Annotated in this window: 20 protein-coding genes and 1 pseudogene; 11 read left to right on the top strand and 10 right to left on the bottom strand. The window is 62.8% G+C overall.

Going from position 1 to position 25390, the window contains the following annotated elements; genetic code table 11:
• Window positions 1-42 precede the first annotated feature (42 nt).
• Window positions 43-2490 carry a glycosyl hydrolase 2 galactose-binding domain-containing protein gene (locus tag ACQB61_RS16870; RefSeq protein WP_430513561.1) on the top strand — a complete coding sequence of 816 codons (2448 nt, stop codon included), beginning with the start codon at window positions 43-45 and terminating at the stop codon, window positions 2488-2490.
• Here the strand turns inward: ACQB61_RS16870 and ACQB61_RS16865 are convergent.
• From ACQB61_RS16865 to ACQB61_RS16850, 4 genes are all read right to left on the bottom strand, one after another.
• Entirely contained in the window at window positions 2478-3101 is a 624-nt protein-coding gene (locus ACQB61_RS16865) for a hypothetical protein (RefSeq protein ID WP_430513560.1), read from the bottom strand. The genes ACQB61_RS16870 and ACQB61_RS16865 overlap by 13 nt on opposite strands.
• Window positions 3089-5233: a cellulase family glycosylhydrolase gene (locus tag ACQB61_RS16860; protein ID WP_430513559.1), complete on the bottom strand. Its 2145-nt coding sequence runs from the start codon at window positions 5231-5233 to the stop codon at window positions 3089-3091. The genes ACQB61_RS16865 and ACQB61_RS16860 overlap by 13 nt, the downstream gene beginning before the upstream one ends.
• A gap of 127 nt (window positions 5234-5360) precedes the next feature.
• Window positions 5361-6737 (bottom strand): lipopolysaccharide biosynthesis protein, encoded by a 1377-nt coding sequence (locus tag ACQB61_RS16855; protein WP_430513558.1) that lies wholly within the window; start codon window positions 6735-6737, stop codon window positions 5361-5363.
• The gene (locus tag ACQB61_RS16850; protein ID WP_430513557.1) at window positions 6734-7897 is read right to left on the bottom strand and encodes a glycosyltransferase; all 1164 of its coding nucleotides are present in this window, start codon (window positions 7895-7897) and stop codon (window positions 6734-6736) included. The genes ACQB61_RS16855 and ACQB61_RS16850 overlap by 4 nt, the downstream gene beginning before the upstream one ends.
• A 294-nt stretch (window positions 7898-8191) precedes the next feature.
• Here ACQB61_RS16850 and ACQB61_RS16845 point away from each other — a divergent pair, with 294 nt between their 5' ends.
• Both ACQB61_RS16845 and ACQB61_RS16840 read left to right on the top strand, forming a co-directional pair.
• A complete protein-coding gene (locus ACQB61_RS16845; RefSeq protein WP_430513556.1) occupies window positions 8192-9277 on the top strand; it encodes a polysaccharide deacetylase family protein in 1086 nt (361 codons plus the stop codon).
• Window positions 9274-10431: a glycosyltransferase family 4 protein gene (locus ACQB61_RS16840; RefSeq protein ID WP_430513555.1), complete on the top strand. Its 1158-nt coding sequence runs from the start codon at window positions 9274-9276 to the stop codon at window positions 10429-10431. The genes ACQB61_RS16845 and ACQB61_RS16840 overlap by 4 nt, the downstream gene beginning before the upstream one ends.
• 24 nt (window positions 10432-10455) lie before the next feature.
• Here the strand turns inward: ACQB61_RS16840 and ACQB61_RS16835 are convergent, their stop codons facing one another.
• Window positions 10456-11763, bottom strand: a complete 1308-nt coding sequence (locus ACQB61_RS16835; protein ID WP_430513554.1) for a UDP-phosphate alpha N-acetylglucosaminyltransferase — start codon at window positions 11761-11763, stop codon at window positions 10456-10458.
• Between the two features lie 46 nt (window positions 11764-11809).
• Window positions 11810-13822, bottom strand: coding sequence for a GumC family protein (locus ACQB61_RS16830; RefSeq protein WP_430513553.1), 2013 nt, complete (start codon window positions 13820-13822; stop codon window positions 11810-11812).
• A gap of 543 nt (window positions 13823-14365) precedes the next feature.
• On the opposite strand from ACQB61_RS16830, the gene ACQB61_RS16825 reads away from it, so the two are divergent.
• The 3 genes from ACQB61_RS16825 to ACQB61_RS16815 all read left to right on the top strand — a co-directional run bounded on the left by ACQB61_RS16825 (window position 14366) and on the right by ACQB61_RS16815 (window position 17270).
• On the top strand, window positions 14366-14962 hold the full coding sequence (locus ACQB61_RS16825; RefSeq protein WP_430513552.1) for a WecB/TagA/CpsF family glycosyltransferase: 597 nt from the start codon (window positions 14366-14368) through the stop codon (window positions 14960-14962).
• A gap of 107 nt (window positions 14963-15069) precedes the next feature.
• A complete protein-coding gene (cobA, locus tag ACQB61_RS16820; protein ID WP_430513551.1) occupies window positions 15070-15942 on the top strand; it encodes a uroporphyrinogen-III C-methyltransferase in 873 nt (290 codons plus the stop codon).
• Window positions 15939-17270 (top strand): cobyrinate a,c-diamide synthase, encoded by a 1332-nt coding sequence (locus tag ACQB61_RS16815; protein WP_430513550.1) that lies wholly within the window; start codon window positions 15939-15941, stop codon window positions 17268-17270. The genes cobA and ACQB61_RS16815 overlap by 4 nt, the downstream gene beginning before the upstream one ends.
• Before the next feature lie 73 nt (window positions 17271-17343).
• Here ACQB61_RS16815 and ACQB61_RS16810 read toward each other — a convergent pair.
• A pseudogene (locus ACQB61_RS16810) lies at window positions 17344-18644 on the bottom strand (MFS transporter).
• Between the two features lie 265 nt (window positions 18645-18909).
• Here ACQB61_RS16810 and cyoA point away from each other — a divergent pair.
• From cyoA to ACQB61_RS16785, 5 genes are all read left to right on the top strand, one after another.
• A complete protein-coding gene (gene cyoA / locus ACQB61_RS16805; protein ID WP_430513549.1) occupies window positions 18910-20115 on the top strand; it encodes a ubiquinol oxidase subunit II in 1206 nt (401 codons plus the stop codon).
• 12 nt (window positions 20116-20127) lie between these two features.
• Window positions 20128-22131 carry a cytochrome o ubiquinol oxidase subunit I gene (gene cyoB, locus ACQB61_RS16800; protein ID WP_430513548.1) on the top strand — a complete coding sequence of 668 codons (2004 nt, stop codon included), beginning with the start codon at window positions 20128-20130 and terminating at the stop codon, window positions 22129-22131.
• A gap of 5 nt (window positions 22132-22136) precedes the next feature.
• A complete protein-coding gene (gene cyoC / locus ACQB61_RS16795; protein WP_430513547.1) occupies window positions 22137-22760 on the top strand; it encodes a cytochrome o ubiquinol oxidase subunit III in 624 nt (207 codons plus the stop codon).
• Entirely contained in the window at window positions 22760-23161 is a 402-nt protein-coding gene (gene cyoD, locus ACQB61_RS16790; RefSeq protein ID WP_430513546.1) for a cytochrome o ubiquinol oxidase subunit IV, read from the top strand. The genes cyoC and cyoD overlap by 1 nt, the downstream gene beginning before the upstream one ends.
• 199 nt (window positions 23162-23360) lie before the next feature.
• The gene (locus ACQB61_RS16785; protein WP_430513545.1) at window positions 23361-24071 is read left to right on the top strand and encodes an SURF1 family protein; all 711 of its coding nucleotides are present in this window, start codon (window positions 23361-23363) and stop codon (window positions 24069-24071) included.
• Window positions 24072-24092: 21 nt separating this feature from the next.
• Here the strand turns inward: ACQB61_RS16785 and ACQB61_RS16780 are convergent, their stop codons facing one another.
• From ACQB61_RS16780 to ACQB61_RS16770, 3 genes are all read right to left on the bottom strand, one after another.
• Entirely contained in the window at window positions 24093-24422 is a 330-nt protein-coding gene (locus ACQB61_RS16780; protein ID WP_430513544.1) for a hypothetical protein, read from the bottom strand.
• A 68-nt stretch (window positions 24423-24490) separates the two neighbouring features.
• Complete coding sequence (locus ACQB61_RS16775; protein WP_430513543.1) at window positions 24491-24928, bottom strand: cobalamin biosynthesis protein; 438 nt, start codon at window positions 24926-24928, stop codon at window positions 24491-24493.
• A complete protein-coding gene (locus ACQB61_RS16770) occupies window positions 24925-25374 on the bottom strand; it encodes a hypothetical protein (protein WP_430513542.1) in 450 nt (149 codons plus the stop codon). The genes ACQB61_RS16775 and ACQB61_RS16770 overlap by 4 nt, the downstream gene beginning before the upstream one ends.
• Between the last annotated feature and the right edge of the window lie 16 nt (window positions 25375-25390).

Below are 25390 nucleotides of genomic sequence, written 5' to 3'. Positions count from 1 at the left end.
AGCGGGTGTGAAACCGCAGGCTGCCCATGAAGGTCCCGGCGTATGATGATGGCAGGGCGTAAGCTTCTCACTGCAGACTGGCGCATGGTGGTGCTGCCGGTTGGCTCTGCTGCAAGGCCAGAAGAGCCTGCCGGGCTGGAGAGCATCCCCGCAGCCGTGCCCGGAACGGCGGCGGAATCCCTTGCGCAGGCAGGGCGGTTTGATCCGGCTGCCCCCACTCCGCTGCAGGGCCGGGATATCTGTTACAGCGCTGAGGTCACCGCCCAACCCGGCCGTTCCCGGCTCATTTTCGACGGGCTGGCAACGCTCTGCGAGGTCTGGTGGAACGGCGCTTGCGTTCTTGAAACGGACAACATGTTCCGCCGCTATGCGGTTGAGGTGGAGGCTCAGGCGCAGAACACGCTGGTTCTCGTCTTCCGGGCGCTGGCCGGGATGCTTGCCCGCAAGCTGCCGCGCGCCCGCTGGAAAACCATGCTCATTGACGAGCCCGCACTGCGTGGCATCCGCACGACGCTGCTTGGCCACATGCCCGGCTGGTGCCCGGAAATTGAGGCCGTGGGGCCTTGGAAGCCGGTCTGGATCGAAAAGCTGGAAGCAGAAGCGCCGCGGCTGGAAGCCATCGCTGCGCATCTGGATGAAGACGGCACCGGTCATCTGACTGTCAGCCTGAGGAAGCTGGCGGAGACGGCGGAAGCTGTGATTCATTGCGCCGGTCACACTGCGGAGCTGAGGCAAACCGGTCCTGGCACATTCACGGCCAATCTCCGGCTGCCCGGCGTTGCCCCATGGTGGCCCGCGACCCACGGCGCACCGGTCCAGCATGATGTGGTGCTGGTGCAGGACGGCGTAGAGACATGGCTTGGCCGCACCGGCTTCCGCCGCATTGAGGTGGAACACGGGCAGGACGGCAAGGGCTTCGGCCTTGTCCTCAATGGCGTGCCGGTTTTTGCCCGTGGTGCGGTCTGGACGAGTGCGGACCTGTTGGCGCTGCGTGATGACCGGGAGGCATGCCGCCCGCATCTGGAAGCAGCAGCGGCAGCCGGTTTCAACATGATCCGCGTGCCGGGTCTGGGCGTTTATGCCAGCGATGATCTGCTTGATCTGTGCGATGAACTGGGGCTGATGCTCTGGCAGGATTTCCAGTTCGCCAACTTTGATTATCCAATGGCTGATGAGGCTTTTGCTGCCTCCGTCGAAGTGGAGGTGCGGCAGGCGCTGGCCCGCCTCCGCCCGCATCCCTGCCTCACCGTGTTGTGCGGCGGCAGCGAAATGCAGCAGCAGGCGGCGATGATGGGCCTGCCCGCAGAGCGGCGCGCCTGTCCGCTCTCGCAGGACCTGCTTCCGCGCCTTGCGGGTGAAGATGCACCCGGTATTCCCTTCGTGCCCAACTCTCCTTCTGGCGGCAGCCTGCCGTTCTATCCGGGGGAAGGCATAGGCCACTATTACGGTGTCGGAGCCTACCGCCGCTCGCTGGAAGATGCCCGCCGGGCCAATGTCCGCTTTGCCGGAGAGTGCCTTGCCTTCGCCAACTTGCCGGATGACGCGGGCCTTGCTGGCCGCAAACCGTCAGATACCAGCTGGAAGGCGCTGGCCCCGAGAGACCGTGGCGCCGATTGGGATTTCGCGGATGTGCGAGATCATTATCTGGCTAATCTTTGCAGAATTGACCCGCAGGCCCTCGCGGCGCAAGACCCGGCGCGTTATCTCATGTTGTCCCGCGCAGCCAGCGGCGCAGTGATGTCGGAGACCTTTGCCGAGTGGCGGCGGGTTGGGTCTTCCTGCCGGGGAGCGCTGGTGCTGGCGTTGAATGATCTTGCTCCCGGCTGCGGCTGGGGGCTGATGGCGGCGGGTGGAGAGCCCAAGCCCGCGTTGCAGGCCCTGGCCCATGTGCTGCGCCCTGTTCAGGTGCTGGCGCTGGATGAGGGCACCAATGGCCTCGACGTGCATCTTCTCAATGAGACGCCAGAGCCGCGCCGGGTGAAACTCACCTTGCAGGCGCTGCGGGACGGACATGTGCCGGTTGTGTGCGGCCACCGCGAGCTGGAGCTTGCTGCCCGCTCGGGGCAGATCATCCCTGCCGTTGATCTGATCGGCAGCTTTTTCGACATCACTTATGCCTACCGTTTCGGCCCACTGCCGCATTCGGTGACGGTGCTGCGCCTAACGGATGCGGAAACGGGCGAGTGTCTCAGCGAAGCGTTCCATTTCCCGGCTGGCCGCAATCTGCCACAGCAGGATCTGGGGCTGGCGGTGGCAGTGCAGCAGGACGAAGATAACGGTTGGGCGCTGGAGATAGCGGTAGACCGCTTTGCCGAAAGCCTGCATGTGGAGGACCCCTGCTTCATCGCGCAGGACAATTGGTTCCACCTCGCACCTGCAGAGCCGCGCCGCATTCGTCTCAGGCGCAAGGCTTCGGCCCCGGCTGATGCAAAGCCCTCTGGCGTAGTCTCGGCGGTCAATGCGCTGGCGGGTGTGCGTTATGAGGGTTGAACCGCTTTCAGCAGATGATCGAGCCAGACGGTGCGCGCCTCGGGCGGTGTCAGATTGTGATCGGCCTTTTCCAGAAAGGTAACGGATACGCCCGGCAGGCTGGCTGCCTTGGCGCCCATGGGGCCAAGCGCCTGTTCAAGATAGGGCAGGCCGGGGTCATTGGGGCTGTAGATCAGGTCTATGGTCTGACCGCGCCCGGACACAAGCGCCAGATCAGCGGCGATCTGCCGTTGCAGACGGGAGGAAGGCGTCAGGCCCATGGCCCAGGGCGCCGTTTTCTCTTCAGCCTTTTGCAGCGCCCGTCCGGCCATGTATCTCAGGAGCCGCAACACCGGAACGCCGCCGGAGAAGAGTTTCCGCAACTTGTCCGGATCAAGCAGCTTGCCCGCATAGCCGGCGGCATTGTCATGACCAAAGTGCAGCAGGTCGGCGATATCTTCGCGCCGGTCCCACTGCAGCCGTTGCAGGTTGATGCAAACCGCCGCCTTGATCCGCGTATCTGCCACGGCCCCGCGAAGTGCCAGATAGGCACCGCTGCAGGCGCCTGTCGCAATGACTTGGCGGTAGCCGCGTGCGTCCAGCCAGTCGAGCGCATCTGTCACGTCCTGCATCTGGGGGAGCTGTAATGCACCGGGTAAAGGCCTTCCGGTGCGGCCACGCTGTCACCAATGTCCGAGGCGTCCACCCGCAGCGTGGCGATGCCCTGCGCCGCCAGTGCCCGCGCCATCTCCCGCATGCCGTGCGCCCAGCCAGTGCGCGGTGTGCCGCCTGCAGAAAAGGCCAGTACCACGGGGCCGTGCGTTTCCGGCGGGTGCGCAGGCGTACACCACGTTCCGGCCATCTGGCCATAACGCCCCAGGATGACGCTTTCCTCGCTGAACGTGGCGGCGGCCAAAATGGCAGGCCGCGCCGGGGAAGGCGCCCGTGTGGCGGCTGCCGCCGGTAAGGCCTGTTCCAGCCAGAGGGCCATCCCGCCCAGATCGTCCAGCGGTGCCTGCGACAGGGTCGGGTCCGTGACCATGGCGTCATAGCCGGAAAAGTCGAGCCGTGTTGCCTTGGGATGCGTGGCGGCAAGGTCCGAAGCGAAGTCCACCTCGGCGGTCCGTCCAGGACGGGGCATGACGAGGACGGGCAGGCGGGCCGGAATGTCCTGCGCAGTCATCCTGCGTGTGCGGATGGCCGCAGCCAGCGTCTCCGGCATGGGGATCCCGGCCATATGAAAGGCGATGCCCGGCACCGGCTGCGTGGAGATTCCCGTGCGTTCCGAGATCATGGCCGCATTCAGCTGGTTCTCCCGCAGCCAGCTGCGGCCCGAAACGGGTGGGGCCATGAGGATCAGCGCGGCAGTACTCTGCGGATGGCGGGCCGCCCGGTCCAGTGCCAGAAGCGCGCCGAGGCCAAGGCCTGCGAAGATGAACCGGTCGCATGCCCGGGCAGCGCTCAGAGCTTCGGCAGCTTCATCAAGGGCCGCTGCAGCCTGGTCCAATCCGTCAATCTCTTCCGGCCTGCGCAAGGAGGCGCCCATGCCGGGCAGATCGAACCGTAGCACCGGATAGCCCGCAGCGGCCAGCCGCTCGGCCAGCAGCCGCATGCTGCGGCGGGCGCAAAGACCGGTGTAGCCCCAGTCCTCGATCAGGATCACCCCCGTGCCAGCCGCCGGCCCCATCATCAGACCGGGCTCGTGGCTGAGGGCAACCGGGATCTGTGCCGTCACAGTGTCAGCGCGCGGGGGCATCGGCGGCACCGGTTCCTTTCTGGTTCCCGTCCGGGCCGCGCAGCTGCCATGCGGCTGCCGGGGCAAGGAGGCGCAAGCCGGGATCTGCCCGGTGGCGGGATCAAGGATATAGCGCTGTACCACCCGCATCTGCGGCCGCTCGATGCCATTGTCATCGGGCTGGATCGACAGCGGATAATCGCCCCACCAGTCTCCGGCGGCCCAATAGGTCCAGCCGATCCATGTGTCCGGGTTGTCATTGACGAAGCCGGCCATGCGGCCGATGGCGTCGAGACAGTCCGGGCTTGCGGTGCCGCCAAATTCGCCCAGCAGTGCCCGGTTGCCGGTGGCCTTCAGCCAGTCCGTCACCCGGTGGAGGGATTCAATCGCCGTGTCTGTGGCCGGGCAGGTGCGGTTGGTGCCGGAAAAATCGTGGTCGGGATACTGGTGGATGTCGAAGGCAAAGTTGTTCAAGGGATCAACGACGCCCGTCATCACCTCAGCATTGCTGCCGCCGTTCTGCTCTGCGAACCAGTGATAGGCGCTGGTCCAGATGGTGCCGGGCACCAGGATCATGTTGTCCGCGCCATTTTCCCGGATCGCGGCGATGGCTGCATTGACGGAGGGCAGCCAGAAGGCTGCATCCATGTAGTCCGGCTCGTTCTGCAGCTCGAACATGACCTGAGGGTCGCCTGCGTGAAAGGCGGACATGCGGCGCCAGAAATCCACGAAGGCAGCGGTTGGCACCTCCGGTGAGCCGATCTGCTTGCCGGCGAAGCGGGCGTTGGTGTGCGGGTCCAGAATGACGGTGAAACCCATCTGCCGCGCCATGGCAACGCTGGCCAGAAGGGGCGTCAGTTCCCGGTCATCAAGCGGGCCGTAAAGCTCGGGTTGCAGCCGCTCCCATTTGAAGGGAAAGCGGACGATGTTCATGCCCTTGCCGGCCAGATAGGTGAGGGTCTTCTGCGTCGGATAGAAATGGGTGGTGCCGAGCTTGCCCACGGTATCGCCAAACTCCGCCCCGGCCACGTTGGCACCGCGCAGGCAGGTGAGGTTTTGGGCTGATGCGGGGAAGCCCCAGGCAGGCAAAGCAGGGCGGACAGAAGTCCGGCGATGAGCCTTGCGGGTGCAGGCCCGGCTGCCGTACGCCCTGCCATCACTGCCCGTCCTTGGGGGCAGGGGCCGCGCTGGCCACACTGCCCTGCCGCCAGTTGCGCAGCACGGTGATGATGGTGCTTGCCATGTTGTCCACCCCCATGTGCTTCAGCGACCAGTTGCGGCAGAGATAGAGCACGGCAACGCTGTGCAGTGTACCGATTGCCGCAATCCCTGCCATGCCATAGACCGGCGCGGCCAGGACCAGCGCGCCGATATAGACGGCAAAGGCAACCGATCGCATGGCCAGGAAGTAGCGCTCGCCACCGCCGATCATCATGAGGTTGGTGCCAGGGCCGAAGAAGGCATGCAGAACCGGCAGCAAACACAGGATTGCCAGGACATCGAAGTGCTCGGCGAAGCTCGGTTCGAACAGTCCGAGCGCAAATTTCCCGATCAGCATCATGAACACATAGGCGAGCAATGTTCCGGCAAAGCTTGCGGCGGAGAGGATCGAGATCAGATGCTGAGCCCCGGCTGTGTTCCGCTCCTGCAGCTTTACAGAAACCATAGGCACGCCGACGGTGTCGATGATGGTGACAGGCAGCATCAGCAGCGCGGCAAGGCGGAAAGCGACGAAATAGAAAGCAGCAGCCTCAAGGCTCAGGAAGATGCCGATGAGGATGGTTTCCAGATAAAGAGAAGCGGACACGAAGAAGCTGTTGGCGGTGAAGAACAGGCTCTCGTGGGTCCACTCCCTTTTCTGGCCCGCCCCGCGCGGGATCCGTGCCTTGCTTAGGAAGCCTGAGCCCTCGAGCGCGAGCATGCGCACCGCCTGATAGCCAACCACCACCACCAGAAGCACTGTGGTGATCTCCATCGCCCTGGCGCCGGAGTTCATGAAGCCAGTCCAAGTGAAGAACGGGAAACAGAGAAGCGTGAGGATGCGCCAGATGTTCTCGCGTGGTGTCAGCGCCAGCCCGACATTGCCCTTAACCCGGAAATAATACTGCATGTACTCGCTGACGGAGAAAATTGCGGCGAACATAAAGGCCACATGCAGTGCCTGATAATGCAGCTCAAGACCCTGCCGGAACGGATAAATGAGGGCTGTGGCTGCCAAGAGGAACAGGGCGCCACCGGCAAGCCAGACCGCGTTCATCCGCAAGAGGGCAGCATTGCCAAGGGCGTCTTCCGGCTTACCGCTGTTGCGGTAATGTTTGAGCAGCAGCACGTTCTGGCCCAGCACCAGCACAAGGCCCAGCGAAGAGCCGACCGAAAAGAGGAAGTTGTAGAGGCCGTATTCCTCGATGGTCAGCATGCGGCTGGCCATCAGCAGCACGGAAAAGCTGAGCACCGGTGAAGCCAGCCGGCTGACGAGTGACCAGAGAAATTCCTTGAGATTGACGCGGGACAGGATCTGGCGAAGCGCTTTCATTCGGCATCTGCCTCTTGAAGCAGTGACCGGGATGTCTGCGCACGGCTGCGGATATGTTCAAGGAAGCCGCTGAACTGCGGTCCGATGGTCTCCGGCAAGTAGGTCCGGGCAGCCGCCAGTGCGCCTGCGCTTAGCGCTGCGTACTGCTCTGCACAAGCTGCAGTTTTCAGGATTGCCTCCTTGAGGGCGGCCGCATCGGCCGGCGGCACGTGGAAACCATTGACCCCATCTACGATGTTTTCAGCCACACCGCCTATATTGGTCGAAATAACAGGAATGGCATGGGCAAAGGCTTCGATCGACGACCGGCCGAATGCCTCACGCCCGATGGACGGATAGGCCAGAACGTCGATGCCCGCAAGGAACTCGTCTGCCTTCACCCAACCGTGAAACACCGTATTGTGCTGCGGGAAACGTGCCCGGACTTCTTCGGCGTAGTTGTCCCGCGAGGCGCCTTCCCCGGCTATATGAAATTCGATGCTGCGGTCGTCCGCCAGCATGCGGGCAGCATCGGCAAGATAGGCAAGGCCCTTGAAATGGCTGTGCAGCCCCAGAAAGCCGACCCTGAGCGGCCGGTCTTGCGGGAAAGGGCGCGGCGCAGAGGTCTGAAGCCGGGGCAGAACAGCCGGAATGCGGCGCATTTCAGCGTTTGGGAAATAGCCCTCCAGCCGGTGCCGGTTCAGCACGTCCTGTGACTCGCCCACCACCCCGTCGACAAAGCGGGTGAAGCCGCGCTTGCCCAGGGAGGTCAGCTTGCAGCTGCTGCACTGGCGCGTGCAGTTCTCCGACTTCTTCTGCATCACCGAGTTCCAGCAGATCAGGAAGGAGTTGAAGGCTGTATGCACCACCGGCAAACCGGCCATCTTTGCCGCCGCCCAACTGGCTACATTGATGTTCTCGATGCTGACGGTCAGAAACAGATCCGGCTGGGTGCGGGCGATCTGCCGGCGCATGGCGGCAAAGGCGAAGGGATTGCCGTTCTCCAGCGCATGCCAGACCGGCTTCTTCCAGGCAGCCTTGCGCTTCATATAGTCCCAATAGACATTCGGGCTGGCAATCCGGTGGACCCGGATGCCGGACACGGTTTCCTCTGCATCCGTGTCGCCCACATTGACGACGGTCAGGTCCGCCCCCTGCGACTGCAGCATCTTCGCCAGCATGAAGGAGGAGGTCTGGGCTCCTCCGGGCAGATTCGGGGGAAGGCGGCGCAGGCCATCAATATGCGCATAGTCTGGGCTCGTCTTGTTGCAGTTGGTCTCTTGATAGCTGAGGAGTCTTGAGGAAACGTAAGGTCAGCCATAAAGCCGGAATGACGAGGGGCCCGCAACGGGCCTGAACTGACGCTGCGGCAAAGGCAGATTTGATCAAGCCCTTGTTAAAAGAGCTATGCCATTGTCGCCCTCAGATGACGGCAGCAGCTGGAAGCGGCAGATCGGAAACGGAAACAGGCCCTCATGACACCAGTGGTGCCCGGCATTCCCCTGAAAGCAAAGATCAGGGCGTCGGTTCTTTCGGGAGCCGCACGCCTGCTGCACGGCATTGGGCTGGATGCGATCGTGGGCCGGCGCTATGGCGGCTCAGGCGTGGTGCTGATGTTCCACGAATTCGTCCGCGACACCGGGCCGTCGTTGGGGCAGGGCTGCCGGATCGATGACTTCGATGCCATCCTGACCGGGCTTCAGCGCCAGGGCCGGGAGTTCGTTACGCTGGACGAGGCGCAGCGGCGGCTTGCAGCTGGCGATACGCGCCCCTTTGCCGCGCTGACCTTTGATGATGGCTACCGTTCCAACCTGGAGCTGGCCCTGCCGGTGATGGAGCGCCACCGCGCGCCTGCCACCATCTTCGTGCCAACGGATATGCTCAACCGGTCCATTAATGCCTGGTGGCTGGGCCTGCGTGAACTGGCGCTGCACAACGACAGGCTCACCATTGAGCCCATGGGTCAGATCATTGAAAGCCGCACCGCTGCCGAAAAACTGGCAGCACTGGAGTATATGACTGCCTGGGTCTGGGCTGACTTTGCCAGAGCAGCCTTGCTGCCGGATGTCTTTGCGGCCCACGCGCTGGATATGCCGGGCCTTGTAGACCGGCTGGCCATGGGACCGGAAGAGGTGAAGGCGATTGACCTGCACCCGCTCGTCGAAATCGGGGCCCATACGACCACCCACCGCGCGCTGGCGCTGCTGTCCGAGACGGACGCAGAAGCGGACATTGCCGCTAACAAGACCTATCTCGAAGCCTTGCTGGACCGTGAGGTCCGCTGGTTTGCCTATCCCTATGGCGCTCCGTCGATCAGCGGCACGCGGGAGGCGGAGATCCTGCGCGGGCTTGGCTTCCATGGCGCGGTGACCACCGAGCCGGGCTGCCTCTTTCCGCAACATGCGCAGGCGCGCTGGCTCTGGCCCCGGCAGAATGGCGAGTTCGCCGCTCATGCGGTGCCCCAGGCTCTCAGCGGCGCGCATGGAGTTTTCCGGGCTCTTCGCAGCGGCTGGGGCGAGCCTGCCGTGCACATGCGCCCAACCTCAGGACCTTCTTCATGACGGCACCGCTTCCCGAGCCTGTTTCGCCTTTCGCAGACAAGACAATCGTGCACGTGGTGCGCCAGTTCTACCCGATGATTGGCGGGCTTGAGGATGTGGTGCGCAATCTGGCTGGCCGTCAGACCGGGCGTTTTGGCCGCGTGAAGGTGGTGACACTGAACCGCCTTTTCATCGAGCCGGACCGTTTGCTTCCTCCGCAGGAAACCATCGACGGCTTCGAGGTGAGGCGCATTCCTTTCAGGGGCTCGCCGCGCTATCCGCTGGCGCCGTCCGTTTTCGCAGAGCTTGGCGAAGCCGATCTCATCCACGTGCATGCGGTCGATTTCTTCTTCGACAGCCTCGCCTGGACATCGCCTTTCCGCCGCACACCGATGGTCGCAACCACCCATGGCGGCTTCTTTCATACGGCGGATCACAAGCGGCTGAAGACGCTCTGGTTCAACACGGTCACGCGGCTTTCCGCCAGCCGGTACCCGGGCATTGCCTGCTGTAGTGAAAGCGATCTGGCGACATTTGCCCGCATTGCCCCCTCCCGCGTGCGGTTGATCGAGAATGCGGCGGATCTGGAGAAATTCGGCGGTGCGGCCTCGCCCGTGCCCGTGAAGGGTCTGATGACCATCGGCCGCTTCTCCCACAACAAACGCCTTGATGCGCTCCTCGATATGATGAGGGTGCTGGTGGCAAAAGACAGCGAATGGCACCTGCATATCGCGGGAAGCGGCTCGGACTGGAGCGAGGCGGATGTGCGCGGCATGATCGGCCAGCGCGGGCTTGAGGCCGCGGTGTCGCTGCATTGCAATCCGTCCAACGCCCGCATCCGTGAGGTGATGGGCCGTTGCAGCCTGTTCGCCAGCGCCTCGAATTATGAGGGTTTCGGCGTTGCCATGATCGAGGGCCTCAGCGCAGGGCTCCTGCCGGTGGTGGAACCCAACACGGCCTTCGTTTCACTTGCCCGTAAACATCCGATGGTCCGTCTTGCCAGCTTTGCTGATGCAGACAATGCGGCTCATGCGGTGGAAGAGGCATGGGCAGCGCTGATGGCTGGTCCTTCGGCTCAGCGTCAGGCGGCCATTGCCTCGGCGGCACAGCACGGCTGGGCCGGCACGGCGGCCGCCTATGAACGGCTCTATGCTGACGCCTTGAGGCTGGCCTGATACTGTTCCGATACTGGCGTGAACTCAGGCCCCGCGGCCCTTCTCGAAGCCTGGCGGCAGTTTCCAGCGGCCCGCCACGGCTGGCCGCTCCGTCTTGCGGCGGCGGAACAGGGCGGGCAGGGCAAGGCGGCTGACCCCGGCAGGATGGCGCCCGTTCCAGGCATCTGCCGCACCGGCGCAGAGCCAGAGCAGGCCGCCGGTCTTGATGGTCGAGAGCGAGTAGGAAACGATCATCAGCAGGCAGATGTAGACCGCCATCAGCACTTTGAGGCGCCAGCCCGCATCGGACGCCGCCGGGGCATAAATGTAGAGCACCCAAAGCCCCAGCAGGCCGATGGCGCCTGTCTGGAACAGAGCAAAGGCATAGCCGCTGTCAGACAGGTAGGTCTGCATGGTGGAGATGCCGAGAATGCCCTTCCAGTCCAGCTTCATCAGCAGTTGACCCGAGTAGAGCCACCGGCCTGTCAGCGTGTCATCCCAGCCGAGCCTGTTGCTGGCTGCGGCGTAGATGATGAGCAGCAGCACGATCAGGATAGGGGCAGCCACCAGCACGGCGCGCGGGGTGATGCGGTTAAGCGGAGCGATGAGAAAGAAGCTCAGTGACACGAACATGCCGAAACGGGCGTCGCCCAGAATGATCACCGCAAAGGCCAGCACAAACAGCAGCAGGCGGCCCTGCATGTCCTGCCGGAACACGGCCCACATGACGAGAAAGGCACCGAAGTTGCCCATGGATACCGGTTCCAGGAACACCGACGAGACGCGGTGGGCACCAAGAAAGGCAAAGAAGTTGCGCCCGCCCAACCGAACGCCGCTGTGGAACAGAGGGCTGTCCTCGCCCAGAAAATTGCTGTCTGCCGTGATCGTGCCGCGGGCGACGTAGTAGTCAAAAATGTTGACGTTTTGCAGGAACAGGTCGAGGAAAAGGTACTCAATCAGGCCGACGGCGATAACGAGCAGAGCTGACCAGAGCACCAGCCGGTCCACGTGCCGGATGTCATGGATCTGGCGGCCTAGAAAATAGAAGATCACCGGCACCAGCGCATCGCGCACCGATTTGGGATCAATGATCCCGCGCAGCGCCATGATCATCAGCATGTAGGCCAGATAGACGCCGATGACCACATAGAGATTGGCCCGGCGCGTCATGGCCAGCAGCATGGCACAGGCGGTCAACAGCAACTCGCTCAGCACCACATGGTTCTGCGAGATGCCCATGACCCTGGTGTTGATGAAAGCCAGAGCCAGGTTAAAGATCAGCGTACCGAAGATGACCGCATAGACGGCCACCAGCCAGGCGGGGCTGCGTTCCTGCGGACGTGCGGGCTGCACCCTTGCGCCAGCCGGAGGCAAGCGGAAACGGGGGTGAGCCGTCCCGTCAGGCCGCTTCAAGGACGACATTGCCGATCACCCGGTCCTGCCACGGCTGGATATAGGCCAGCACCCGGTCGAGATCCGTCATCCGCGTGGCGCCGAGCTGGCTTACCAGCACGATGGCATCGCAGTTCTTGAGCAGCACCGGCAGGATCGGATTGCTTTCGGAGGGACCGCAGTCGATCAGCAGAAAATCCTGGCCTTCATCCATCAGGGAGGCGGGGCCTGCATATTTGCGCCGTTCATTGACCCGTTCGACGCTGAGGTAGCGTGACAGGGCGGCATTGCGCTCTGGCGGCTCACCGGTGCTCCTGGCCAGTTCGCCCTTGCGCGCCTTGGGCCTGTCTTCCGGCATGCTCTGTTCTGACTGGGGCAGGGCCTGAGCCAGAAGCACGTCCTCGTTCATCTCGTGAAGCGCTTCGGCGATGCCCCGGGCGACGGGCCGTGTGTCCAGCATGTCAGAGGTGCGCAGGATCAGAATGTTCGCAGGAAGCTCTTCCGACAGGGCATAACGCAGGGCATAGGCGACCCGGGTCATGCACATTTGCACTTCGTTGAGCAAGGCGGGCGGCTTGCTTCCACCCCTTCTGCCCAAAAGCTTGCGTGCGGGGGACGGTGACAGAACCGGAAGATTGGTAAGGATGGGGGCGCCGGTCCAGTCCACGAGATCCCGCTCGGAGTTGAGCCGTCCGCTGACGATCTCGGCGGCAACGGCGCCACCTGCGGCAGCGGCAAGCCCAAAGATGGCTGCGGCGGCGATGATGATCACCGACGACGGCCCGTTTGCAGAAAGCGGAGGCTGGGCGGCAGAGAGAATGCGGGAATTGGTGGCGGTCACATTCTGCTGTTCGGCCAGCTCCTGCGCGCGCTTCAGGAAGAGCTGATAGACCCCCCGCTGGGTATCAGCTTCTGCCTCCAGCTGCCGCAATTCAATTTGCGCCTGGCTTTGGGTGGAGTTGGCGGATTTCAGCTGGTCGATCCGGGTCTCAAGCCCGGCAAGATTGGCCTGTGCGCGCTCGAAGTCGCTGCGGATGTTGCGCTGGACGCGGGACAGCTCATCCGAGATCTGGCGGCGGGTGTTTTGTATCTGAGCGGCAATCTCACGCATTTGCGGATGATTTGCGCCCAGTGTGGTCGATGCGCGGGCTTCCTGTTCGGCCAGGTTCGCATATTGTAACCGCAGCGAGCTCAGCACCGTGTTGGCCACATCCACCGGAATGGCACCCGCTTCGATGTCGGACGGGCTAAGACGGCGGATCAGCTCGAACGTGTTCTTGGCCTTCTCAAGGTCCACCCGCGCCTGTGTGAGCTGGGTGTTGAGGTCCTGCAGCTGCTGGTTCACCACAAGCCCACCCTGGGAGGTGGAAATCAGACCGTTTTCGGCGCGGTATTTTTCCACCGCAGCCTCCGCCTGCTGCACCTGTGCCTGAAGCTGGTCGGCTTGCGTCTTCAACGACTGGCTGGTGCGCTGGAAGCCCTCCGAGCGGGCCTTGGCAGCTTCCTCCAGATAGGCCGCAGCGGTGGCGTTGGCGATGTCGGCAGCCCGGTCCGGGTTCGGATGTGTCGCGGCAATCTGGAAGATGAAGGTCTTTTCGATCCGCTGCACCTGCAGCCGCTTGCGCAGTGCCTCAATCACCGCCATCCGCCTGCCTGCTGGATCGGGCGCGGAAAACAGGAAAGGCAGCAAGGTCTGCCGCAGGCCCTTGCCGGAAAAGGCCGGATCATTTTCGAGTTCGAGCGAAGTCACCACCCGGTCCAGAACCGGGGTGGACATCAGCACGAAGGCCTGGCTGTCGACATCGAAGCCTTCCAGCGGCGATGCGCCCTCGCGGCCAGAGAATTCCCGTCCCAGTATTTGCAGGCTGGGCGGTTCCACGAGCAGCTCTGCGGACGCCGTGTAGGCGGGAGCGCGTGTCATGGCAAAGAGGACGGCAAGCCCGGTCAGGAGCACCGGAACAAGGATGATCCACCGCAGGCGGCGCCTGAGAATGGCCGGAATATCAGAAACTTCAACCATGACCGAGAACCGTTGGCGAGGCGATGGGCGGCAAACCTCTTGAGCTGACCGGGGAGGCGGGCATGCCCGCACCGTAGTGTTAGGAAAGATGAAGAGATATGATTAACATTTGGAAAATGGGCCGCTATCCCGGCTTGTGCCTGCCCTAGCGTTTGCAAAAGGAGTGCAATTGTCATGGTAAATGAAATCATGACAACAATGTAAGAATTCTTGGTATGGCGTTGAGGATGTATAATCTATAGAATGTCTTTCTTCTGGGAGTTAAGGCGTTGTTGATCTGTTTTGACCAACTTCCCTCAGTCAAAAGAGTGATGAAGTGGGGCGTTGGGGATGTTGTTGCCTGAATTGACCTTGGGAATGCCTTTAGGGGCAGGGGTCGCGCAAATTGGTCCGCTTGGGATAAACAGGTTATCGCGTGCGCAAGCCATCGATATGCTGCGCACTTCCCAGTTGTTGCGCATAAAAATGGATGTCGCCATCTGTAACGCACACACTGTCCTTCAGGCTCTTGATCATCCTGAGTACGCGGAAACTCTGTCCCGCATGACGTTGTTCAACGATGGGATCGGCGTGGACATTGCGGCGCGTGCCATCACGGGCAAGGCGTTTCCGGCAAATCTGAATGGCACTGACCTTGTGCCCGCGATTCTGGAGAACATTGGACTGCCTATGCGGATTTATCTGCTGGGGGCAAAGCCAAGTTCTGTGGCGGGCGCGGCTGAGTTTATTGGTGCGCGTTACCCGCAGCATCATGTTGCAGGCTTCCATGACGGCTATTTCGCGCGTGAAGACAAGGACGCTCTCATCGCGCAGATCAATGCAGCCAATGTGGACCTTTTGCTCGTCGGCATGGGAAATCCTGCTCAGGAACGCTTCATTGTCGAGAACCGGGACAAGCTCAATCCGACCATCTGCATCGGTGTTGGAGCGCTGTTCGATTTCCTGTCCGGGGAAGTGGTGCGGGCGCCGCGCTTTCTTCAGGCTGCCGGCCTGGAGTGGCTTTTCCGCCTGATGCAGGAGCCGCGCCGCCTCGGCAAGCGCTACACGGTCGGCATTTACCGGTTCCTTGCGGCTGTCTTGCGGCTGCGCGCCGAGGCCCGCCGTGACCGGCCAGGTGGCCGTGCCATGCCTCTGCTGTAACCCCCGTTCAGGTTCATCTGAAGCCGCAATGGCCGCTGCATCAGACATTCGGCGGAGAGGCAAGCAACCGGCTTGGCCACTGGCGGCAAGGCAGGTAGAACGGTGGCATGACACGTGCTGCCAATTCCCTTGTGCTGCCCCTTGCCCTTCCGGTCTTCGAAGCCGGTTGGGTGTGGCTGGCGGGTGCCGGCCCCGGTGATCCGGGGCTCCTGACGCTTCACGCCCTCAACGGGCTGCAGCAGGCGGATGCGGTGGTCTATGACGCGCTGGTCGATACCAGCATCCTCGATTTCGCCCGGCCCGGCACCTTGCTGGAATATGCCGGAAAGCGCGGCGGCAAGCCGAGCCCGAAGCAGCGCGACATCACCCTGCGTTTGATTGAACTTGCCCGCGAGGGCAAACGGGTGCTGCGGCTGAAGGGCGGCGATCCCTTTGTCTTTGGCCGGGGCGGAGAGGAAGCGCTGGGCCTTGCGGGCGCGCACGTACCCTTCCGTATCATTCCCGGCATCACCGCAGGTATCGGCGGCCTTGCTTATGCGGGCATTCCCGCTACGCACCGCGATACCAATCAGGCTGTCACTTTCTTGACAGGACACGACCAGACAGGCCTTGCACCGGAGGCCATCAACTGGAAGGGCATCGCCGAAGGCTCGCCAGTCATCATCATGTATATGGCGATGAAGCATCTTCCGGAGATTTCACAGGCGCTGATAACCTGTGGGCGGCCTGTGGATGAGCCTGTGGCTATCGTGTGCAATGCCTCGCAGCCGGACCAGAAGGTGCTTATCACCGCGCTGGGCAACTGTGCGCAGGAAGCCGAATTGGCAGGGCTGGAGCCGCCCGCCATCGTCTGTGTCGGCGAAGTGGTTCGTCTGCGTGACGGGCTGGACTGGGTTGGCGCCATGGCGGGACGGGTGCTCGTGTCCGATCCGCTGGGGCTTGGCGGCCATCCGCAGCAGGCGGCAGGCACAGCCACATGAGGTCTTCTCTTCCCCTGGCGCTGATGCTGGCCGCGCCGTCCTCCGGTTCCGGCAAGACGGTGCTGACCCTTGCCCTGCTCGCTGCCCTGCGGCGCAATGGCCTTGCCGTGCTCGGGGCGAAATGCGGGCCGGACTATATTGACCCGAAATTCCATGAGGCGGCCTCTGGCGCGGTTTCGGTCAATCTGGATCCCTTCTCCATGCCGCCGCACGTGCTGCACCAGCTTGTGGAACAAGCCGGGCAGGGGGCGGATCTGCTGCTGATCGAGGCGGCCATGGGGCTGTTCGATGGTGCTTCTGATGGCTCCAGCAGCGCGGCAGATGTGGCGGCGGCTCTGGGCGTGCCTGTGGTTCTGGTGATTGATTGCGGCCGTCAGGCGCAGTCGGTGGCTGCGGTGGTGCGGGGCTTCCGGGATCACCGGGCCGATGTGGAGGTGGCGGGCGTCATCCTCAACAAGGTGGGCTCTGCCCGCCATGGCGCCATGCTCCGGGCGGCACTTGCTCCGCTTGGGCTGCCGGTGCTGGGCGAGGTGCCGCGCAGCGGGGCGCTGGTTCTGGCCGAACGGCATCTGGGGCTGGTGCAAGCCTCAGAGCGGACTGACCTCGCAGAGTTTCTTGAAGGGGCGGCGGATGAGGCCTCCCGGTCTGTTGATCTTGCGGCTCTGAACGCGCTTGCGCGTCCGCTTGCGGCCGTTGAGGGGGCGCCGTCCGGCTGGCCCGTCCTGCTGCCGCCGCCGGGGCAGCGCATTGCGGTCGCTGATGATGTCGCCTTTGCCTTTGCCTATCCGCATCTTCTGAAAGGCTGGTGGGCAGCGGGGGCTGAAATCCTGCCCTTTTCGCCCCTCGCGGATGAGGCGCCTGATGTGAAAGCCGATGCGGTCTATCTGCCTGGCGGGTATCCGGAGTTGCATGCGGGTCAGCTTGCTGGGGCATCGCGCTTCAAGGCGGGTATGCAGCAGGCAGCAGAACGCGGTGCAGCGGTCTACGGTGAGTGCGGCGGCTACATGGTGCTGGGCGAGGGGTTGATCGATGCAGGCGGCGGAAAGCACGCCATGCTAGGCTTGCTGCCGCTCGTTACCAGCTTTGCCGCCCGCAAGCTGCATCTGGGCTACCGGCGGCTGACGGCGCTGGGCAGTCTGCCATTTGCCGGGGTAGAGCAGGGGGCAGCGCTGACGGCGCACGAGTTCCACTACGCCAGTATCGTCCATGAAGGCGAGGCTGAGCGGTTGTTTGCCGCACGCGATGCGCTGGGCGATGCCCTGCCGGACATGGGGCTGCGTCGCGGAACGGTTTCGGGCTCATATGCCCATCTGATCGCGCGCGTCTGATCCATCCTTGAAATTAAAAAGGGCCGCCGGTTCTGGAATGAACCGGCGGCCTTTCATCTTTTGGATTGTGTTCTTACTCACCGCGGGGGTGCAGGGCGATCTGCCGGGCGACGGCCAGCGAGAGCAGCGTGCAGACGGCACCTGACAGGAGGTAGAGGCCCGCCGCATAGAGGCCGAACCAAGTGGACAGCAACAGCGCGCAAAGCGGCGCGAAACCTGCGCCAAACATCCACGACAGAGCGGATACAACGGCCGAACCCGTGTAGCGGTTGCGCTGATCGAAGAGCGAAGCCACGGCGCCGGAGGACTGGGCGAAGTTGAAGCCGAGGATCAGGAAGCCGATCATCAGATAGGCGGTGACGCCAGCCTGCCCGCCGCTCAGCAGCAAGGGGGCGCTGAGGGCAAAGGCTGCAATGGCCCAGGCACCCCAGACAAGGATCTTCTGACGGCCGATCCGGTCCGACAGCCAGCCGGAGAACAGCATGGCAAGAATGCCAAGGCCTGCACCGGCGGCTTCGATCAACAGGAACGAGCCCAGGGTTTCGTCTGTGTAGAGGAAGATCCAGGACAGCGGAAACACAGTGACCATGTGGAACATGGCAAAGCTCGCCAGCGGCACGAAGATGCCCAGAAGCACAGTGCGGCCATCCTGTGACAGGGTGGTGGACAGGCTCGTCGGCGTCAGTTCGTTCGTCTCGAACAGCTCCTTGAACTCCGGTGTATCGACGATGCGCAGACGGGCAAAGAGCGCCACCACGTTGATGGCAAAGGCCACGAAGAAGGGATAGCGCCAGCCCCAATCGAGGAAATCTGCCGAGGAGAGCGTCAGCACCAGATAGGCAAAGAGCACAGCTGCCACGGCAAGGCCCACCACGGCGCCCAGCTGCGGGATCATGGCATAGAAACCGCGCCGGTCCTTTGATGCAGTGATCGCCAGGAGCGGTGCCAGACCGTCCCAGGTGCCGCCCAGGGCAAGGCCCTGGCCAAAGCGCAACAGCACCAGCATGCCCACGGCCCACCAGCCCGCGGTCTCGTAGGACGGCACGAGGCCCATGGCCACCGTTGATGTGCCGAGCAGGAAGAGCGCCACTGTCAGCTTGGTGACGCGGCCGTGACGCCGGTCGAGTGCCATGAACATCGCCGTGCCCAATGGCCGGGCTACGAAGGCCAGCGCCACGAGGGCGAAGGACCAGAGCGTACCGGTCAACGGATCAACGAACGGGAAGATTCGTGCCGGAAACACGATGACCGAGGCAATGGCGAAGACGAAGAAGTCGAAGAACTCTGAAGTTCGCCCAATGATCACGCCGACAGCGATGTCAGAGGGGAAACGTCATGCTCGTGCGTGCCCCGGCCGCTCGAAGAGGACTTCATGGAGGAGGTATCGGCTGTGTTCGCCATCGGACCCGGCCATTTTCATGAGGACTGACGGAGTGCGGCTGCAAGCCTGCGGCCTGTTGCTGCACCGGTAAATACGTATTTAGGGCTCAATGACGCAGCGCGAAATTTTTTATAGGTGACAAATTGTCGTATGTGCGCCTGCACAGATTCGCTCTAGGTGCTTTGCGCAAGATCAAATTACGTCAGTTTGCGTTCGGGGGAGGCGGCTGACGGGTGCGGCAAACTGTCGGGGTAAACTATGTCGAAGCTTCGCCTCCCGAGAATACTCGCTGCGTGCGGCGCATTTCTGCTGCTGTCCGCCTGTAAGGCCGAGGTCCTTGCACCATCCGGTGATGTTGCAGCGCAGCAGCGCGACCTGCTGGTCATCTCCACGCTATTGATGCTGATCATCATCATTCCGGTGATGCTGCTGATCTGCTGGTTCGCCTGGCACTTCCGCTCCGCGAACAGAAAAGCCGCCTACGAGCCGGAATGGTCACATTCCACCAAGCTGGAGCTGATCATCTGGGCTGTGCCGCTGCTGATCATCGTGTCGCTTGGCGCGATCACCTGGGTCGGCACTCATCTTCTCGATCCCTACCGGCCACTGGCCCGGATCGACAAGGACCAGCCAGTCAGCCCGGACGTTGAGCCGTTGCAGGTGCAGGTGGTCGCGCTCGACTGGAAGTGGCTCTTCATTTACCCGCAATATGGCGTCGCCTCAGTGAACGAGCTGGCTGTGCCGGTGGACCGGCCGATCCAGTTTACGCTCACATCCTCCTCGGTGATGAATGCCTTCTACATTCCTGCCATGGCCGGAATGATCTATGCGATGCCGGGCATGCAGACGACCCTGCACGGTGTCTTCAACGAGGAGGGCACCTATCAGGGTCTCGCCTCGCATTACTCCGGCGCCGGCTTCTCCGGCATGCGCTTCAAGGCTCTGGCCAACGACGCTGCCGGTTTTGAAGCTTGGGTCGAGGCCGCGCGCGCCGGTGACCAGACGCTTGACCGCCCGTCCTACCTTGAGCTTGAGCGCCCCAGCGAGAACGTGGCACCGGCCACCTTCGCCAGCGTTGATCCGGAGCTCTTCCCGCGCATCGTCAACATGTGCGTCGAGAACGGCAAGATCTGCATGGCCGAGATGATGGCGCTGGACGCGCAGGGCGGCACCGGCCTTGCCGGCACCGTCAACATGTCTTCGCTCATCTATGACAAGTACGACCGCCGCGGCACCCGCGAGCCGGTTCTCGGCTGGGCGCCGTTCCAGGTGGTTGGCTTCTGCTCCACCGAAGAACTGCAGCAGATGTTGTCGGCAAAGCCTGCCTGGGCAGATGCACGCCCCGTCATTTCCGGCCCGCTGCGCGGCCACGGGCTCTCCCAGCCTGCTTCGCTCTTCGGTCAGCGCGATGACCGTTCCATCACTTACGCACTGCCGTTCTCCGGCTCTGCGCCCCAGCTCTGACAGGATCCGGGCATGGCCACGATAGATCACTCGACCACATTCCTTCTGGGGCGCCTCAACTGGAGTGCGATCCCCCAGGAGCCCATCGTCTGGGCAACCTTTGCCGTTGTGGCAGTGGGCGGCATCGCGCTTCTTGCGGCGCTCACCTACTTCCGCCTCTGGGGCTATCTCTGGAAGGAATGGTTCACCTCCGTCGATCACAAGAAGATCGGCATCATGTACATCGTCCTTGCCATCGTGATGCTGGTGCGCGGCTTTGCCGACGCCATCATGATGCGCATTCAGCAGGTCTGGGCCTTTAACGGCTCGGAGGGCTACCTCAACGCCCATCACTATGACCAGATCTTCACGGCCCATGGCGTCATCATGATCTTCTTCGTGGCGATGCCCTTCGTCACGGGCCTGATGAACTATGTGGTGCCGTTGCAGATCGGCGCGCGCGATGTGTCCTTCCCCTTCCTGAACAACTTCTCGTTCTGGATGACGGTGGGCGGTGCCGTGCTGGTGATGGCCTCGCTCTTCATCGGCGAGTTCGCGCAGACCGGCTGGCTTGCCTTCCCGCCGCTGTCGGGCATCGGCTACAGTTCATGGGTGGGGGTTGATTACTACATCTGGGGCCTGCAGGTCGCGGGTGTGGGAACAACGCTATCGGGCATCAACCTGCTGGTGACCATCATCAAGATGCGCGCCCCCGGCATGACCTTGATGCGCATGCCCGTGTTCACCTGGACCTCGCTCTGCACCAACGTGCTCATCGTCGCCTCCTTCCCGGTGCTGACGATGACGCTGATCCTGCTGACGCTCGACCGCTACATTGGCACGAACTTCTTCACCAATGACCTTGGCGGCAATCCGATGATGTACATCAACCTCATCTGGATCTGGGGTCACCCGGAGGTGTACATCCTCATCCTGCCGCTGTTCGGCGTCTTCTCGGAAGTCACGTCCACATTCTCCGGCAAGCGGCTGTTCGGCTACAGCTCCATGGTCTATGCCACGGTCTGTATTACCGTCCTTAGCTACCTCGTCTGGCTGCACCACTTCTTCACCATGGGCTCTGGCGCTTCTGTGAATGCCTTCTTCGGCATCACCACCATGATCATCTCCGTGCCGACGGGTGCGAAGATTTTCAACTGGCTCTTCACCATGTACAAGGGCCGGGTGCGCTTTGAACTGCCGATGATGTGGACCGTTGCCTTCATGCTGACCTTCACCGTTGGCGGCATGACGGGCGTTCTGCTGGCCGTTCCTCCAGCTGACTTCGTGCTGCACAACTCGCTGTTCCTGGTGGCGCATTTCCATAACGTCATCATCGGCGGCGTGCTGTTCGGCTGCTTTGCTGCCATCGCCTACTGGTGGCCGAAGGCCTTCGGCTTCAAGCTGAATGTGTTCTGGGGCAAGGTGTCGTTCTGGTGCTGGGTCGTCGGCTTCTGGCTGGCCTTCATGCCGCTTTACATCCTCGGCCTGATGGGTGTGACGCGCCGCATGCGGGTGTTTGATGATCCGGACCTGCAGATCTGGTTCATCCTCGCTGCCGCAGGCGCTGCGCTGATTGCCGCCGGTATTGCCGCCTTCTTCGTTCAGATCGGTGTTTCCATCTGGAAGCGGAAGGAAAACATGGACCTGTCGGGCGATCCCTGGGATGGCCGTACGCTGGAATGGGCCACCTCTTCGCCCCCGCCGGCCTACAACTTCGCCTTTACCCCGGTGGTGCATGACCTTGACGCTTGGCACGGCATGAAGCTCGCCGGTCAGACGCGCCCGAAGGCGGCCTACCTGCCGATCCACATGCCTCGCTACACCGGCACGGGTGTGGTCCTCTCGGGCCTTGCCACTCTCTGCGGCTTTGCGCTCGTCTGGTACATCTGGTGGCTTGCAGCCCTCGCCTTCCTGGCCCTGGTCGCAACTGCCATCGCTCATACGTTCAACTATGACCGCGACTATTACGTGCCGGTCGAAGAGGTCGAGCGGGTGGAAGGTGCCCGTGATCTCGAACTTGCGAAGATTGGAGCCTGAAACCGATGAGCACCATGGCCCATTCGGCAGGCACTGCCGTATCCCACTGGGAAACCGAGCCGCATCACCACCCGGAAGGCGCGTCGACCAAGCTCGGCTTCTGGATCTACCTGATGAGCGACTGCCTGATGTTCGCAGTCCTCTTCGCGGCCTTCGGTGTGCTGGGGCAGAGCTTTGCGGCCGGTCCCGGCCCCAAGGCGCTGTTTGATCTGGAGCTGGTGGCCATCAACACGGGCTTCCTGCTCGTGTCGTCCATCACCTTCGGCTTTGCCATGCTGGCAATGTATGAGGGCCGCCAGGCCCGCATGCAGGTCTGGCTGTCGGTCACGCTCGTGCTTGGCCTCGCCTTCCTGGCGGTGGAGCTCTACGAGTTTTACCACCTCATCCATCTGGGGGCCGGGCCGCAGCGTTCTGCATTCCTGTCGTCCTTCTTCGCGCTGGTCGGCACGCACGGCCTTCACGTTGCCTTTGGTTCCATCTGGCTGGTGACGCTGATGGTTCAGGTCAACCGCAAGGGGCTCATTCCGGCCAACACCCGCCGCATGGAATGCCTCAGCATGTTCTGGCACTTCCTGGACGTGATCTGGATCGGTGTTTTCACCTTCGTCTATCTTCTGGGGATGATCTGATGTCCGCACATTCCATCAAACCCCACAGCCATCATGGCGATCATGGTCACGGCAACACGGGCCACGATCATGGCAGCTACAAGTCCTATCTGATCGGCTTCGTGCTTTCGGTCATTCTGACGGCAATCCCCTTTGCCATCGTCATGACCGGCGGCTTTGAAAGCCGGGCGGTGACTGCGGTGATCGTCATCGGCTTTGCTGTCGTGCAGATCCTCGTGCACATGGTCTACTTCCTGCACATGAACAGCCGTTCGGATGAAGGCTGGACCATGCTGTCGATGATCTTCACGGTCATCGTGGTGGTGATCATGCTCGCTGGCTCCCTGTGGGTGATGTACAACCTCAACACCAACATGATGCCGCAAATGGACCACAGCCAGACACAGGGCTTCGGCTCCTGATCTGATGGAGATGCGTTCCGGCAGGACGTTTGCCGCTCCACTTCCCCTCAAGGGGAGAGGAGGTGGAGCCTGACTGGCAGTCCGTTGTAAAAGCTGCCCTCTTGTTGAGACGGGGGCGGAAAGGCTGTGCCACAGAGGCCAAAGAGGCGCGTTGCGGTTCTCGTCGAGCGCCCGTGAAAGGCCTGCCAAAGGAGGCGTGATGTCTGCCGGAACGCGCAAATGGCTGCTTCTTGGGCCTGGTCTTCTGGCAGTGGTGCTGCTGGCAGGTCTTGGTGTCTGGCAGGTTCAGCGGCTTGGCTGGAAAAATGCCCTCATCGCACGGGTAGAGGCAGGTCTTGCGGCGCAGCCCGTTGCTGCACCCGGCCCTGAGGCTTGGCCGGACGTTACCTTCGACACTGCTGAATACCGCCGCATCACCGTTCGCGGCCATTATCTGCCGGAATCCGACCTGCTGGTTATGGCGGTGACTGTGCGCGGGCCGGGGTTCTGGGTCATGTCACCCTTCGAGACGCAGGATGGCTGGCGGCTGTTCGTCAACCGGGGTTTCGTACCGCAGGACCGGCAGGATCCGGCAGACCGGCCGCGCCCGGAGGGCAATGTGGAGGTTTCCGGCCTTCTGCGCCTCAGCCAGCCGGATGGAGCGTTCCTGCGCTCCAATGATCCTGAAGGCGGGCGCTGGTTTTCGCGCGATACGGCAGCCATGGCCGAAAGCCTCGGGCTGGGTGAGGCGGCGCCTTATTTCCTCGATGCCGATGCGACAGCCGGAGCAGCTGACAACCTGCCCCTTGGCGGGCTCACCATTGTCACTTTCCCGAACAATCACCTGCAATATGCGCTGACATGGTTCGCCCTGTCCGGCGGCCTTGCTTTCCTGTTGTTCTGGGCGTTCCGCAGGAGCGGGGAAGACTAAGGCTTGCCACGCCGTGGCCGCTCACTTGCGTGGGCTATGGCGCAGGATGCGGTAGCTGTAGCCGTCTCCTTCGCAGCCAATCCACTTGCTGCCCGGCTCGGGCGCGATATTGACGGCGATCCGCAGCGGCTTCTTGCGATTGCCCGAGCGCTCATAGGTCACTCTCTGCTTCTGCGCAGTGTTGTTGCGGATCACGATGCCGCCGGTATTTGCGGTGCACTGGCGGTCGAAGGTTGTAGTGGTGACCGCAACCGGCTGATCCGAGCCGCTCATCCGCTTCTCGCCAGTTGTTGCTGCGCAGCCGCCGGAGGCGAGGGTGAGGGCGATCAGGGCATATTTCGTCGCAGACATGTCTGAGGTTCCCATCATTCACAAGGCTTTCCGCCCTTCTGGACAGGCACTTGCCGTTCTCTTCTTGTCTATTCTTGTGGCAAGGCGATGGCCGCCGCCAGTGCTATTGCCGCCCGTGCTGTCTTGCGCCGCGCAAGAACCAGATGCCCGTCCGGTCCTGCGGCGGCGAGCGCTGCACCCTCGCAGACGCTGTGGCATCCAACTGCCGCAAAAACACGTTCCGAAGGGGTGGCCAGACGGGGCGTTTCCTGCTCCAGCCGGGCCGCATCGAACGTCAGCAGCGGCACGCCGAAATGCGCCGCAAGCGCGCAGATGGCTGCCTCGTCCGCCTTGAGATCCAGCGTTGCGATTGCGGCAACAGCTACCGCCGTCAGGCCCGCCTGCTCCAAAGCGGTGCCCGCCAGGCCTATAAGTTCCGCAGAACCACAGCCCTTGCTGCAGCCTGCCCCAACAATCACCCGCCGGGCGTGGTGTGTCTCTTGCCCGGGTGTGTCTGCGCTGGTCATCGGTCCTGCTTGTCCTGTGCCTTTTCCTCGCGCAGGGAAGGCAGCCGTTTGGGCCGGATCGAGAGATCGCCGGGCTTGGCAGCTGCGTCCTGGGCGGGCGGGGCGGTTACCACCTGCGTATGCACCTTGCGCCCCCGTGCCCGGCGGGGTGGCTCACCGGAGGCTGAGCCGCCGTGCGACAGGAAACCGAGAGAGCGCAGCCCCTTGGAGTTGGCAGGCTTGCTTGAGGCTAAGTCTTGAGGCGCCGCTGCCGCGATCCGGCTGGGGCGTATCGCCGCTGCTGCCTCAGTCGCCGGGGCGGGAGCCTTCTGCCGGGGCAAATGGTCCGTCTTGCTGGACAAGGCAGTCACGCCCGCACGGCGTCTCGATTGCCCGGCTTGAGGTTCGCCCTTTGGCAGACCGGAGCCATCCTGGCAATTGCCCTGCCCGTTGCCCTTTCCGTTCACCTCAATTTCTCCTGCT

Origin of the sequence: Pannonibacter phragmitetus (assembly GCF_050510895.1) — a bacterium.
Lineage (GTDB): Bacteria > Pseudomonadota > Alphaproteobacteria > Rhizobiales > Stappiaceae > Pannonibacter > Pannonibacter phragmitetus_B.
Note: the sequence above shows the minus strand (reverse complement) of the source record. Positions and strands in the feature narration are given on the sequence as shown.

Excerpts from the sequence above, each read along its gene's own strand:
- ACQB61_RS16870 (WP_430513561.1), top strand. The coding sequence starts at position 43 with ATGATGATGGCAGGGCGTAAGCTTCTCACTGCAGACTGGCGCATGGTG.
- ACQB61_RS16865 (WP_430513560.1), bottom strand. The coding sequence starts at position 3,101 with ATGCAGGACGTGACAGATGCGCTCGACTGGCTGGACGCACGCGGCTAC.
- ACQB61_RS16855 (WP_430513558.1), bottom strand. The coding sequence starts at position 6,737 with ATGAAAGCGCTTCGCCAGATCCTGTCCCGCGTCAATCTCAAGGAATTT.
- ACQB61_RS16850 (WP_430513557.1), bottom strand. The coding sequence starts at position 7,897 with ATGCTGGCGAAGATGCTGCAGTCGCAGGGGGCGGACCTGACCGTCGTC.
- ACQB61_RS16845 (WP_430513556.1), top strand. The coding sequence starts at position 8,192 with ATGACACCAGTGGTGCCCGGCATTCCCCTGAAAGCAAAGATCAGGGCG.
- ACQB61_RS16840 (WP_430513555.1), top strand. The coding sequence starts at position 9,274 with ATGACGGCACCGCTTCCCGAGCCTGTTTCGCCTTTCGCAGACAAGACA.
- ACQB61_RS16830 (WP_430513553.1), bottom strand. The coding sequence starts at position 13,822 with ATGGTTGAAGTTTCTGATATTCCGGCCATTCTCAGGCGCCGCCTGCGG.
- ACQB61_RS16825 (WP_430513552.1), top strand. The coding sequence starts at position 14,366 with ATGACGTTGTTCAACGATGGGATCGGCGTGGACATTGCGGCGCGTGCC.
- cobA (WP_430513551.1), top strand. The coding sequence starts at position 15,070 with ATGACACGTGCTGCCAATTCCCTTGTGCTGCCCCTTGCCCTTCCGGTC.
- ACQB61_RS16815 (WP_430513550.1), top strand. The coding sequence starts at position 15,939 with ATGAGGTCTTCTCTTCCCCTGGCGCTGATGCTGGCCGCGCCGTCCTCC.
- cyoA (WP_430513549.1), top strand. The coding sequence starts at position 18,910 with ATGTCGAAGCTTCGCCTCCCGAGAATACTCGCTGCGTGCGGCGCATTT.
- cyoB (WP_430513548.1), top strand. The coding sequence starts at position 20,128 with ATGGCCACGATAGATCACTCGACCACATTCCTTCTGGGGCGCCTCAAC.
- cyoC (WP_430513547.1), top strand. The coding sequence starts at position 22,137 with ATGAGCACCATGGCCCATTCGGCAGGCACTGCCGTATCCCACTGGGAA.
- cyoD (WP_430513546.1), top strand. The coding sequence starts at position 22,760 with ATGTCCGCACATTCCATCAAACCCCACAGCCATCATGGCGATCATGGT.
- ACQB61_RS16785 (WP_430513545.1), top strand. The coding sequence starts at position 23,361 with ATGTCTGCCGGAACGCGCAAATGGCTGCTTCTTGGGCCTGGTCTTCTG.
- ACQB61_RS16780 (WP_430513544.1), bottom strand. The coding sequence starts at position 24,422 with ATGTCTGCGACGAAATATGCCCTGATCGCCCTCACCCTCGCCTCCGGC.
- ACQB61_RS16775 (WP_430513543.1), bottom strand. The coding sequence starts at position 24,928 with ATGACCAGCGCAGACACACCCGGGCAAGAGACACACCACGCCCGGCGG.